Annotated in this window: 11 protein-coding genes; 5 read left to right on the forward strand and 6 right to left on the reverse strand. The window is 42.0% G+C overall.

The window, feature by feature from the left end; all coding sequences use genetic code 11:
• Window positions 1–162 precede the first annotated feature (162 nt).
• From H6G59_RS07275 to clpS, 4 genes are all read right to left on the reverse strand, one after another.
• A complete protein-coding gene (locus H6G59_RS07275) occupies window positions 163–2985 on the reverse strand; it encodes a 5'-nucleotidase C-terminal domain-containing protein (RefSeq protein ID WP_199331968.1) in 2823 nt (940 codons plus the stop codon).
• A gap of 185 nt (window positions 2986–3170) precedes the next feature.
• Complete coding sequence (locus tag H6G59_RS07280; protein WP_190712891.1) at window positions 3171–3464, reverse strand: hypothetical protein; 294 nt, start codon at window positions 3462–3464, stop codon at window positions 3171–3173.
• Entirely contained in the window at window positions 3457–4290 is an 834-nt protein-coding gene (locus H6G59_RS07285; protein ID WP_190712892.1) for a CPBP family intramembrane glutamic endopeptidase, read from the reverse strand. The genes H6G59_RS07280 and H6G59_RS07285 overlap by 8 nt, the downstream gene beginning before the upstream one ends.
• A gap of 80 nt (window positions 4291–4370) precedes the next feature.
• The gene (gene clpS, locus H6G59_RS07290; RefSeq protein WP_190712894.1) at window positions 4371–4652 is read right to left on the reverse strand and encodes an ATP-dependent Clp protease adapter ClpS; all 282 of its coding nucleotides are present in this window, start codon (window positions 4650–4652) and stop codon (window positions 4371–4373) included.
• Window positions 4653–4927: 275 nt separating this feature from the next.
• Here clpS and H6G59_RS07295 point away from each other — a divergent pair, with 275 nt between their 5' ends.
• Window positions 4928–5284 (forward strand): hypothetical protein, encoded by a 357-nt coding sequence (locus H6G59_RS07295; RefSeq protein WP_190713246.1) that lies wholly within the window; start codon window positions 4928–4930, stop codon window positions 5282–5284.
• Window positions 5285–5299: 15 nt separating this feature from the next.
• Here the strand turns inward: H6G59_RS07295 and H6G59_RS07300 are convergent, their stop codons facing one another.
• Window positions 5300–5497 (reverse strand): hypothetical protein, encoded by a 198-nt coding sequence (locus tag H6G59_RS07300; RefSeq protein WP_071188817.1) that lies wholly within the window; start codon window positions 5495–5497, stop codon window positions 5300–5302.
• Window positions 5498–5964: 467 nt separating this feature from the next.
• Between H6G59_RS07300 and H6G59_RS07305 the strand changes: the two genes are divergently transcribed.
• The 4 genes from H6G59_RS07305 to H6G59_RS07320 all read left to right on the forward strand — a co-directional run bounded on the left by H6G59_RS07305 (window position 5965) and on the right by H6G59_RS07320 (window position 12847).
• Entirely contained in the window at window positions 5965–6270 is a 306-nt protein-coding gene (locus H6G59_RS07305) for an STAS domain-containing protein (RefSeq protein WP_190712897.1), read from the forward strand.
• A gap of 431 nt (window positions 6271–6701) precedes the next feature.
• Entirely contained in the window at window positions 6702–9428 is a 2727-nt protein-coding gene (locus H6G59_RS07310; protein ID WP_190712899.1) for a TIGR03960 family B12-binding radical SAM protein, read from the forward strand.
• A 570-nt stretch (window positions 9429–9998) separates the two neighbouring features.
• The gene (gene rne / locus H6G59_RS07315; protein ID WP_190712901.1) at window positions 9999–12170 is read left to right on the forward strand and encodes a ribonuclease E; all 2172 of its coding nucleotides are present in this window, start codon (window positions 9999–10001) and stop codon (window positions 12168–12170) included.
• Between the two features lie 8 nt (window positions 12171–12178).
• Window positions 12179–12847 carry a ribonuclease HII gene (locus H6G59_RS07320; protein WP_190712903.1) on the forward strand — a complete coding sequence of 223 codons (669 nt, stop codon included), beginning with the start codon at window positions 12179–12181 and terminating at the stop codon, window positions 12845–12847.
• Window positions 12848–12880: 33 nt separating this feature from the next.
• Here H6G59_RS07320 and H6G59_RS07325 read toward each other — a convergent pair whose 3' ends face one another.
• On the reverse strand, window positions 12881–13468 hold the full coding sequence (locus tag H6G59_RS07325; protein ID WP_190712905.1) for a DUF1997 domain-containing protein: 588 nt from the start codon (window positions 13466–13468) through the stop codon (window positions 12881–12883).
• Window positions 13469–13562 lie beyond the last annotated feature (94 nt).

Genomic DNA, 13562 nt, shown 5'->3' on the forward strand with positions numbered 1-13562 from the left:
GCCCTGAAGGATTTCTAATAATAGCTATTATAACTCAACTGATATTCAAGGGGAAAGGTTGCTGGGGTCGGGTCAATGATTTTTCCCTTCCCCCTTTAACCAATAAGTATTGATATGAAACTGCTTCTTTTCGTGTCTGAAATAAACAGCTTTTAGCCTTAACTAAATGACGCTTGCAGCAAAAGCAAAATCGCTGGCTGTGAGACTATTTGCTGTCACTCCAATTAATGAAGCTACTTCAACATTACCTATGCTTACCAAAGTATTATTACCGTCTTGAAGCAGTGTTAGATCACTAAATTGAGTGACACCATTAATACCACCAATTCCCATCACATCGACTCCGGCAGTAAAGTCAGTCACAATATTTTTGCTAGTAGGTAGACTACCATTTGCAATCCAGAATTGGTCAGCACCAGCACCACCGGTTAGGCTGTTACCACCTCCACTACCTGCAAAGAGAATATCATTTCCATTACCACCGAAAAGGAAATCGTTGACGTTAGAGTAGAGGATATCATCACCAGAACCACCATAGAGTCTGTTATTGCTGCCTTCACTTCTGATGGTGTCGTTGCCTGAACCACCGAATAATACTTGATCTGAACCTTCTATTACTTGCAGAGTATCTTCACCTGCGGCTCCAAATAGATAATTAACTCCATTAGCTTCAACTACGGCAATTAAATCATCATCGGCTCCACCATCAACAATAGTGTTTTCAGCAGCACCGTTTTGACCAATAAACACCTGATCATTACCTTCTTGGGTAAATACGGCAGAATTACTACCTACAAATACTGAGTCATCACCGTCGCCAGTTATGATTATATTATCTGAGGTTGACTCTACTAAATCTTCTCCGTCACCCGTGAATAATATTTGATCTGGTGCAGCAGTAATTTCATCGTCGCTTGTAGAACCAAATGTAATTTCTGGGGGCAGGTTTGCCAACACAGCATCTTCGCGTTGAGAAAGGTTTTGAATTCTCAAATCTTGATCAGCATCAACATCTTCACTATTAAAAGGCGTAGTAGCAAAGTTGGCTAATAAGTATTCTGCAAAGGCATCTTGCTCAGTTCCAGATGCAGCAAAATTGGCTTGGTCTGGGTCGAAGGTAGCAGGATCAACAGGTGTATCTATTATCCCGTTGAGGTTCTTGTCTTCTATCTCTCCAGCTAAATCTATACGATTTGCAAAGGTAGGATTAGCTGTGACAAAATCTCCTACTGGATAACCATCACCACCATCAGCTAAGAAGGTGAGAGTGACGATGCGAATGGGACGACTGTCATTACCTTGTAACTGACCATCTTTGACTAAGACATCTTTTATACTGCCATTTTCATTGAGAATTGCTGCATTTTGGATGCGTTGACCGACAGGTTTGGTTGCGTCAAAGCTGAAAGATACGCCACCAACTTGGGGGAATTGACCAGGAGTAGCTCCAGGGGCTGTTGCGGCTATACTATGTTCGAGTACCTGTTTTAATTGTTCAGCAGTTAGTGTAATTAGAGTTAGTGCGTTGTTGAAACTGAGTGCATTTTGGACATCTGGTTGGGAAATACCTCCGTCTGGTTTTCCTGATAAGGAATTTCCTTCAGGGGGTAGTTTAACTGATTCTGTAGCTCCGGCAGGAGTAACAATGTTACCAATATTGTTACGGATACCACCACCATTTTTTAGGGAGACTGCTACCGTTGAATCAAGGGGTTTGACATAATAGAGATTGGCATCGGCGGTCAAATTCCCCAAGTTGGTTTCTTGGGTACGTACATTAGTGCGATCGCCATTGAGAAATACGTCAGTAATCCCTAAGACGTTGCTATCTTGAGCTAGGATGACTTCTTTGAGTGCATCTGCGATCGCTTGAATTTCTGGATCTACTAAATTTTGAGCGTTAAGGTCAGCAACTCCTTGGTCATCGGTAGCGTAAGCACCACTAATGTTAGGGTCAATACTGCCAGGAATAATTTTCCCCTGTTCGTCAAATTCTACTACTAGGCGACCAACATATTTATAGTTACCGTCGGTATTGATGATGGCAACATCATCACCAGTTGCAGATTTGGTGAGAATGGGGTAATCTCCTTGTTTTGTATCCCCATCTCGTAGACGGTCTGTGTCATCAATAAGGCGAGTATTTGAACCCCCCGCCATAATAATGTCTACATCCTCCAATAAACCTGCTAATTGTTGCTCAATGCCAATTTGTTGCATATGAGCTAATAAAATGATTTTATTGATACCTGTTTCTTTTAAGGCATCTACGGATGTTTGAATTTCCGCAGCTAGGGCAGAAATATCAGCAGAGTCTGTTGGTAAAACTTCCACGTTTCCCGGTGAGGAAATTCTGGGCAATAGGGGGGTAGTAGCCCCTACAACACCAATTTTCTCGCCATTAACAGTAATTACTGTACTCTTAGCAATTTTACCGGGAATGGTGCTGGCTTCTTGACCGTCAGCAGTGACTAGGGGAGCTAAATTTGCATCAGGGCTGAAGTTGAGGTTGGCACTCAAGTACGGGAAATTTGCACCGGGATATGCATCGTCGGGTGCTAATAAAGATTGGATAAAACTAGTACCCAGATCAAATTCATGGTTTCCGAAAGCGATCGCCTGAAAACCTAACTCATTTTGAATGATAATATCCGCCCGGCCTGCACCCTGTTTTCCAAATAGAGGTGCTAAGGAAGGGTCTGCACTTGAGTTAAGAAACAAGCCGGGAATGTAAGCATCTCCTGAAGAAAGAATTACCGTATTGGCGTAATCTGGATTACCATCATTATCTTTATCCTCATTTTTTAGCGCATTCAGAACAGCACTGAAGCGGGGTGCATCTTCTAAAGCTGGAATGCCTGCTTCCTGGTCAGCTGCGTGGAGAATTTGTAGTATAAATGCCATGTTTCTTGGTGGTAAAACAACATTAACTGCACAGACATACTTTGCTGACAGAGCGATCGCTATATCAGCATTGAAAATCAAAGTAGGCTAGAACACACAAATACTTAACTCAGCAATACAGGTAGTAATCTGTATTGCTTAAACTTATGTGAAGAATGTTAATAAATGACTATAAAATGGTTAAATTAGAATTTATTTGCACGATTTTTTATCAGCCCATATAGTTAAGTTAAGGCTGAAAGCGTTGTTGAAGATAATCACAAAGACTACTTCTTAAAAAAACTGCAAATCATTTCACCAGGACTATTATCTCTAAATTGAGTGAAAGTCCCATCTTTATTGAGCTTAAACTTAGCACGACAATTGTAAATTTCTACAGGTGTTTTCACCCCATTCACACTCACGACAGCCCTATATTCCCAATATTTTTTCGCACTGCGTTTGATACTCAAAATGCAAATTTCATGCCCATCATAATTGTGACATACATTAGCCCAAGCTGGAGATGCTAAAGAAAAAGAACATATTAATAACAGTAAAATGACAAGATATTTAATCATAATTCAATTTAGTGCTTCTGCTTCGCATCCACCAAGCCAACCCACCCATAAATAGTACTCCCATTATTCCCTGTAAAGGATTATTATTTACACCTGTCACCCAGTCAGGAACTACTCCCGAATATTTTGTTAATTCTCCCACATTAATAATGTAATAACCCCAAACTAAACCACCATGTAAACCAATTGGTAAACCCAAACGTCCTCTACAAGAATCTTTACCCCATACTTGCGTTAAACCTAGCAATACCAAAGCGGGAAATTGTGGCAAAGTATGAATAATTGCCTCTAGAGGTTTAATAAAATGGGCAATAGCAAATAACATAGAATTTATCCACATTGCTATAGCTCGTTTGTAATCTCGCTGTAACTCATCTAGTAACCAACCCCGAAATAACAATTCTTCCGCAAAACCAACACCTAAACTTACTAACAACCCTTCTACAACTATTTTTAGGAGAAACACTTTCGGTTGTTGCCAGACTAACCAACCTAGCAAACCTTGTAAACTAAATAAAACTAAAACACTAAGCAGTCCAATAGCTAACCCACGCAATGCATATACGCCATTTAAGTGTGTAAATTCTAATCCATAATAGCTGAATGTTTGCGATCGCTGATAGACTTGTTTTCCCCATAGCGTGAGCAAAAAAATAAACTCTACATACAGCGCCAAGATTGTCAAGATACTTGCTAAATTAGTATCAGACACTAATCGGTAAATTGGTACAGCTAAGGGCAACCATAAAAGCAGTAAAATCAAAACAAAGCAACCCACCCTCACAAGGACGGGGCTTTGGGAGAGTTTGGCTAAGTTGATTTTCATAATAAGTGCGTCAATAATCATTAGTCCAGTATATGTATTTATCCTAATGACTAATGACTAATGACTAAAATGACTAATGACTATTCGTCAGGTTCAATGGTGCTACTTAAACCATGACTTTTCAGTGTTTCGCAATAAAACTCAGCGGGTTCCAAAGCGCAGGTAATTACTAAGGCTAACCCGTTTTGATGGGCTTCCATCATGATGCTCACAGCTTGAGGCTGGGTAATGCTCGGCACAGTAGTCATTAATACCTGAACCACATACTCCATAGAGTTGTAGTCGTCGTTATGGAGCAAAACGCGATACTGAGGCGCGAGCTTGCGGGATGTGGAACGCTTCTCAATGGTTTCGACTGACACTACTCTTTGCTCTTTTATACTTGATTTACGACAATACGGTCTCTGTCCAGCATTTGCTTAACAGTTGTTTACTTAATCTTATAACATTTCTGTTCTAATTCCAGGCAGAAAAATTTTTGCTATCAGGATATTGTTTGTTGTGAGAACGAATAAATCCTCAGCGTAAACATTATACTACATTAGTAGTACATAAAAATCTATCAAAAATACTACCTTTCGACTTCTAAAATTAAGAAAGCTGCAACACAATTATGCCTCACTGCCGTTCCCTGATTATGGATATTAGCCCCAAATTTCAACCGGGACAAATTGTATCTTTGGATTATGGTGACAGAAATCTTTACGCAGAAGTCGTTCAAGTTGTGATTTCTCGTGACTTGTGCTGGGTTCGTCCTTTATTGTTGGCTAACTTCACCTACGAACCACCGCTAATCAACGATTTGAGAGATGCGCCCGACCTGTTGTGGCCTGTAAATTTATTTCGACCGGCTATGGATACAGAAGTCATTACCCTATTAAGCCAACTTTCACCCAAACAACCAAAAGCTGATATAGACCCAGTTGCTCAGGATCATCTCAATCAGTTTATTCACCAATTTTGGCAATCATTCCCTGAGGGCAAACAATTGTAAAGTTATGAATGATGATTATCCCCAGGTAGGGACTAGCTTAACTCGACCAGCATCCATCTCTGCCATTAGTAATTCTAGGGCTTCGTAGTCAACATCGGATATGTAACCCAGTTGCGTCAGTTCTGAGTTGATTTCGTTTTCTATTTCTGGAGTTAGTTTTTTGATGTGTAACGCTTTTTCTACCAGTTGACGAATTGCGTATCGAGTGTTCATAAGGAATAAACCAACTGTCATTGTTACTCATTATCCAAGATAAACTTCAGTATAAAAAGTGATCTGAATGCATGATGTATGGTGATATAGATCACTATTGAATTTTAGACACACACTTTGTTGCTAACCCTGTTTCTTGCCATTGGAAAAGGTAACAATTAGGGTTGACATCTACATATACTTTTGCTCAAATCCTCTTGATTTACAGATATGGGAGAGTTTATCACTATATCTACATAAAATTAATCTGCATTTGGGCTATCTATGTTGATTGTTTTTTAACTCGCACAAAAAAAATGTATATAAAAATACATTTTATAGTGTATTTATGACAATCTTTAAACAGAAGCACTAAAGTAATAAAGATTCAGCAAAGTAACTAAAGATATATAGTCAATCCGGGAAAAACAGTTTATGTTCAAGTAAACTACGCTCTGCGGTTCACAAGATTGAATCAGGATGTGACTATGCTGAAAACTCTCAACCAGCCAAAACTTACAGTTATTCGTCCCCAAGGCTGTTTAAATGCCACAAATGCCTGGGAATTTGAACAAGAGATGACATCTGCTTTGGTACAAGAAGATACGAGTACAATTGTACTTGTGGATTTAGGCTCAGTAGAAGCCATAGACAGTGCAGGCTTAATGGCTTTGGTGTCTGCACTCAAGCTGGCAGATAGCTTAGGAAGGACTTTTCGATTAAGTGCTGTGTCCCCGACTATCAGAATAATTTTTGAATTAACCCAACTTGATCGGGTTTTTGAGATATTTTAAGCTGATTCCGATTTGACAACTCAAAGTCTGAAAGTCAAAAAAGCTTCTAGTATTGGCTTTGGCATCATTTACAACTTTGATTTAATTTGATTTTTGTGTATCCCTTACGGGAGCGTATGGTTTACGCCACGCAAGCTAGAGGCAAAATAGACTGCACCGGACGCTCAAAAACTCAGTACAACGCGAAGAGGCTTCTTTCCTGGTTCCCTATTTCCTATTCTCTTCTACCTACCCAACTAAGTGTGGCTACGCCACGCAAGCTATCCAAAATCAAAACGAACTGCCATACTGTATGAGCCTAAATTTCAGATGAGAAGTAAATTTTTGTAAAACAGTTGTAGTTTAAGACAATGAATGCGGTTGAAAGACATAAATCAATGCTAAGTTAGGTCTGGTTAGCTGTAATTTAAGGTAGCTAAAAGAGAGCATCGGTGGCTGTTTTAGTAGAACAATTAATAACATCGGATATTTTAAAACCTGCTCGTTACCTGGGTAATGAGAGTCTAGCAGTACACAAGCCTTGGAATACGGCAACTATACGCTGGGTTTTAACGTATCCAGAGGTATATGAAGTAGGTGCATCTAATTTGGGGCATATCATTCTTTATAACATTTTGAATGCCCAGCCAAATCAGTTGTGCGATCGCGCTTACCTCCCAGGGACAGATTTAGCAGCCAAACTCCGCACCACCCAGACCCCCTTGTTTGCGGTAGAGTCTAAACGCTGGCTCACAGAATTCGATATTTTAGGTTTTAGTCTCAGTTATGAATTAGGTGCAACCAACATCCTGGAAATGTTGGATTTGGCAGGAATTCCCCTGACTTGGAGAGAGAGGCAGGGTGCAGGGTGCAGGGTGCAGGGTGCAGGGGAGAATCACCAATCACCAATCACCAATCACCAATCCTCATTTCCCTTGATTTTCGCAGGGGGACAGACTGCAACATCTAACCCTGAACCCTATGCCGACTTTTTCGACTTTATTGTTTTGGGCGATGGGGAAGAACTTTTACCAGAAATTGGCTTGGTATTAGAAGAAGGGAAAAAAGCCAAATTGCCTCGGGAAGAACTGTTGCTAGACTTGGCACAGATTCCTGGTGTTTATGTGCCTCAGTTTTATGAAATGGGAGAAGGAGGTGCAGTCTATCCTTTGCGTCCAGATGTACCAAAACGCATTCTTCGCAGAGTGGCAACACCCATTCCTGCCTATTCTATTGGCTTAGTTCCCTACGTCGAGACAGTACACGATCGCTTGACAATTGAAATTCGTCGCGGTTGCACTCGTGGCTGTCGCTTCTGTCAACCAGGAATGTTGACTCGTCCAGCACGGGATGTAGAACCAGAAAAGGTAGTAGAAGCGATTGAAGCGGGAATGCGGGCGACAGGTTACAATGAATTTTCATTGTTATCTCTGAGTTGTTCTGATTATTTAGCCCTCCCAGCAGTAGGGATGGAAATCAAAAATCGGTTAAAAAATGAAAATATTTCTCTCACCTTACCCAGTCAGAGAGTAGACAGATTTGATGAGAATATTGCTAATATCCTGGGAGGAACACGCCAAGGGAGTTTGACATTTGCTCCAGAAGCGGGAACCCAGCGGATGCGGGATATTGTCAATAAGGGTTTAACAAATGAAGAATTATTGCGGGGAGTAAAAACAGCTTGGGAACAAGGCTGGGATAAAATTAAGTTGTATTTCATGATCGGTTTGCCCGGTGAAACTGATGACGATGTTTTAGGGATTGCGGAGACGGTAAGCTGGTTACAGCGAGAATGTTGGGCTAAAGGCAGAAGATCACTCAACTTTAATTTGACGATTTCTAATTTTACGCCCAAGCCACATACCCCTTTTCAATGGCACTCAGTTTCTACCTCAGAGTTTAAGCGCAAGCAAAACTTACTGCGGCAAGAATTCAGGAGAATACGGAATACAAAGGTGAATTTTACTGATATTCGCCTTTCGGCAATGGAAGACTTTATAGGTCGGGGCGATCGCTCTTTAGGTAAAGTCTTGCAACGTGCTTGGGAATTGGGTGCAGGCATGGATTCCTGGTATGAAAATGTAGAACAGGCTTTTACAGCTTGGGGAAATGCAATCGCTGAAGCTGGACTAGACTGGAAATATCGCTTAGTCGAAAACGGCGAATGGAATCTGTTTGCAGCAGGGAGCAAGGAGCAGGAAGCAGGGGGAGAAATCCTCACTCAGGACTCAAAACTCACCACTCCTCACTCGATACTCGGTACTCGGTACTCGGTACTCAATACTTCCCTGCCTTGGGATCATATAGATACCGGCATTGACAAAAAGTGGCTGCAAGAAGACTTACAACGCGCTCTAGAAGCGGCAATTGTTCCCGATTGCTCTTTTGAAGGTTGTTCTCATTGCGGTGTCTGTGGCACTGATTTTGGGCATAATATCGTCATTGAGCCGCCTGCAATTCCGCCATTTGCTGGCTCCTTTGTCCCCGACACCACCAAAGCACAACGCCTGCGAGTTTGGTTTGGTAAACAGGGTGATATGGCTTTAGTAAGTCACCTCGACTTAATGCGCTTGTTTGACAGAGTAATGCGACGTGCAGGTTTACCAATTTCTTTTAGTGGTGGATTTCATCCGAATCCCCGTATTTCCCTAACCAGCGCCTTAGCATTGGGAGCCACTAGCAGCGGTGAAATTGTCGATTTTGAATTAACTCAACCAATGGATGTGGAAAGTTTTCGTGAGCAACTAGTGAGCCAATTGCCCACAGACATACCCATATATAATGTGGAAGAGATAGATTTAAAAGCTAGTGCAGCTACCCAAATCATGGAAGCGGCAGAGTATTTGCTAACAGTGTCTACAGTTGGGGAAGTACCAGCAACACAATGGCAAGACTGGATTGCGGCTATCAAAGCTAAAAACGAGATATTGTCAGAACATATAACCAAATCAGGAAAACAGCAAATCATAAATCTGCGCGATCGCTTGTTTGAGCTTGAACTAGTAGAAGTAGACAACTCCCAAACAGAATCAAAAGCCGTCTTGCGTTATGTGGGTAGCTGTCGCCCTGATGGAGTAATATTGCGCCCTGAGCAAATTTTGTCTATACTAGAAATCGTGGTTAGTGCAGAATTTCACCTCCTGCATATCCACCGCAATCGACTAGTTTTAGGGATATAATCCCTAAAGGGCAACTTGCTAGTAGTTGTCCTGAATGAGCATCATTATGGGAATTGATTTTTAGCAAGGTTGCGTTAGAATGAAGTGAAGAGAAATTTTCTGGCGCTGCATTGAATGACTTGGTTCACTGCCCTGATACCCAGGGAGCGAAAGCAAAGATATGAGAGTGCAACTTCTAGGATTGTATCCCAGACAAACTAAAGCAGATTCAAAAACACTCTCGATAGCTACCTCGTGAATCATAAACTGACAATAGCTCTACGCCTGATATCTAACTCTATGCTTTTTACAACACCTGCACTAATACCATTACCCTAGATGGTGAAGGTATTGCATTAGAAATCAACCACGGACGGTTGATTTAACTACTTAAAACTATATGCAGCCGTTCTGGAATAATCAGGCGTGTAAACGCAATTACAGTTTTCATAGCTTCCTATTATGGGAAGCTGTCCCAGATTTACAATTTTTATTACCAGTAGCGCATTGTAGCAGCGACCGTAGGTACTAGAAGTATAACAGGATCTTCTTCTAATCCCTGTTGGTGCTACCAATTTTTGAGGAACTTGAATGCCAAAACAAATTATTATCGCGGAGCAGCATCAGATTGCTGCCGTCTTTTCTGAAGATCAAATACAAGAACTGGTTGTCGCCACGGGGCATCACCAAATTGGTGATATCTACTTAGGAGTAGTAGAAAATGTATTACCAGGCATAGATGCGGCTTTTGTAAATATTGGCGACCCAGAACGCAACGGCTTTATTCATGTTACTGATTTGGGACCATTGAAGCTCAAGCGTAGTGCCGCAGCCATTACCGAACTGTTGACACCACAGCAAAAAGTATTGGTGCAAGTGATGAAAGAGCCAACGGGAACAAAAGGCCCAAGGTTAACTGGTAACATCACCTCACCTGGAAGATACGTAGTGCTGATGCCCTATGGCAGAGGCGTAAATTTATCTCGGCGGATTAAAAGCGAAAGTGAGCGCAACCGCTTACGCGCCCTAGCAATTTTAATTAAACCCGCAGGTATGGGTGTGCTGGTGCGGACAGAAGCTGAAGGCAAGCCAGAAGAAGCAATTATTGAAGACTTAGAAGTACTGCAAAGGCAGTGGGAAGCAATCCAGCTAGAAGCTCAATCTACCCGCGCTCCTGCATTGCTCAATCGGGATGACGACTTCATCCAGCGCGTGTTGCGAGATATGTATGGCGCGGATGTGAATCGAATTGTCGTCGATTCCAGTACTGGTTTGCGACGAGTGAAGCAGTATTTACAGAACTGGAGTGGAGGACAAACACCACAGGGATTGCTGATTGACCACCATCGTGATCGCTCTCCCATTTTAGAATACTTCCGCATTAGTGCAGCTATTCGTGAAGCCCTTAAACCCAGAGTAGACTTACCTTCTGGAGGTTACATCATTATTGAGCCGACAGAGGCATTAACAGTAATTGATGTTAACTCAGGTTCCTTCACTCGATCAGCAACAGCTAGAGAAACAGTTTTGTGGACAAACTGCGAAGCAGCTACAGAAATTGCCCGTCAGTTAAGGTTGCGAAATATTGCTGGTGTCATCGTCGTTGACTTCATTGATATGGAATCGCGGCGCGATCAACTACAAGTATTAGAACACTTTAACAAAGCTCTGAAAGCTGACAAAGCTCGTCCTCAGATTGCCCAACTCACCGAACTAGGTTTGGTAGAACTAACTCGTAAGCGGCAAGGTCAAAACATTTACGAATTGTTTGGGGAAACTTGTCCCACCTGCGGCGGTTTAGGGCATACCGTACGCTTACCAGGAGAAATAGAAAACCGATTACCAATCCCAGCAGCAGACATACCAGAAAGGTTTGCACCGCCGCCGCAAAGAGAACCCCGTCTGTCAGCTAACCGCATTATAGAAGCACGGGAAAGGGAAAGCTATGATGGCTTTGGGGAAGGATTTGAAGGTGACTCGGAATTGAGTGCCATGGATCTGATTAATCATCCCAGCTATCAAGAATTGGGCGACAATAAGCGTCGTACCCGCACTCGCCGCAGTCGCATTGGTATCAATGGGGCTAACGGAAAAGATGAAACGCGGTTAGTTGCTAATCCACTGGGTTTTGTGAACGAGCCAGACTTGGATATGGATACTGACACTGAACTGACACCAATACAAGAAATTCCCTCTCTGCTCTCCGAAACGCGACGTATTAGCGAAGTTCCTCTGAGAGAGGCCAGAGACGCTACCCGCACACCTAGTCTTGGCAAATCTGGATGGACAGAAAGAGTAGAGCGGACGAAAGTTAAGATTGATCCAGTCAAACCCGTAGTAGAACCTCCACAGATTGTTTCTGTAGAAATGACACTTCAGGAACAAGATATGTTTGCTTTGATGGGAATTTCTCCTGGGGTGAAGTTAGACCAAGAGGTGAAGAATTCCAAATCAGTGATTTTCAATATTGTTCAACCTGGACAAATACCAACTTCACCAACTGAATCTACTTCAGAACCAACTGTTCTTCAAAGAACTAGTCCTGAAGTGAGTGCAGTCAAAAAGCCAACACCAAAAGTTGAGGTGGAAGAACCATCTTTTCCTAAATTAGCAATCGAGCCATCTTTCCCAGATACTCCGCGAACAGAATTTGAGACTTTCACAGATGAAAATGAAATAAATAGCACTACTATTGCTAATCGCCGTCGTCGCCGTCGTTCCTCAGCATTAGACGCAGATACGTCAAGCTTAGAGGAAAGTTAGCGGGACTTATGGCCAAAACAGTGCAAACAAGTGCAGATGTTTGGTCAACCGCACCCTTAGGTGAATCTAGTTGGCTGGAGTTTTCCACCAGCTTAGGCATTCAGGGGTTGATTGCGGGTATAGATGAAGTGGGGCGAGGTGCTTTATTTGGTCCCGTAGTTGCAGCAGCGGTGATCCTACCTGAACAGGCTTGGTCACATTTGATGGCAGCCAAAATTAAAGACAGCAAGAAGTTGTCTAGTTCTCGAAGAACTCAACTAGCGCAGCAAATTGATGGGCTGGCTTTAGATTGGAAAATTGGTTATGCTTCAGTTGCGGAAATTGACCAATTAAATATTTTGCAGGCAACATTGTTAGCAATGAAGCGGGCTGTACTGAAGTTGAAGGTACAGCCTACACTTTGCTTAGTTGATGGTAATCAGTTAGTAAAGGACTTATTTATACCACAACAAACAATCGTTAAGGGAGATGAGCGATCGCTCAACATTGCAGCTGCTAGCATCATGGCTAAAGTTTGGCGTGATGATCTAGTAGTGCGTCTAGCATCAAAGTATCCCATGTATAACTTGGAGCAGAATAAAGGCTATGGGAGCCAGAGACATTTACTGGCTCTCCAAAAATACGGAACTTCACCCCTGCATCGTCTATCTTTTCGTCCTTGCCAAATTCAGTTATGAGTACCGAGTACCGAGTACCGAGTGAATAGAAAGTTAATCGAAGTTCAAGATTGGTATTTCAGTATTATCACTGCCAATTTTAGTTATTTCTGTGTGCGATATTACCCAATTACGATAATCAGCAAGGAGGTGATGCAATAATCTTTGCTTGATAGTCAACAATACGCTTTTGAGCAAACCATTACCTGTGGCTTCTAAAATCGACTTTGGAGTCAGAGAAAATGGTTGGGGAATCTCCACCAGCACTTCTAGATCGGCTTGTCCTTGTAAGCGAGTCTCACTACCTAGTTGATAGGGTGACAAGTATCCTTTTAAATTCAGAGCAAAGCGTTGATTGATATACTCAAAACCAAGGATTTCACAACCGAGCGATCGCAAATAAATTGTTCCCTGGGAATCAGCCCAAACTCTCATGTCTACTGTAGGTTGAATACTCAGTGACATAAAAGCCAGAGGACGCATTTTTAAGCGAAATACTTCCTCGGAAAGCTGTTGAATCCGACTGTTATCAGCCAAACTGTTGACAAGACGTTGAGGCTGACGCAAGTAGTGGTGAATAGAAATAGGCTGCTTAGGGACAGCAATTTCGACCGATTGAGAGGCAGTAAACTTGGTAGCCATAAGCAAATTAACGCATTATTGTCTAATTTTAATATTTTTTAATAAAGTTAGATTTATTTATAAAAAACTATAACCTTGTTTAATTATCAATCCA

Source organism: Anabaena lutea FACHB-196 (assembly GCF_014698305.1).
GTDB lineage: Bacteria > Cyanobacteriota > Cyanobacteriia > Cyanobacteriales > Nostocaceae > Anabaena > Anabaena lutea.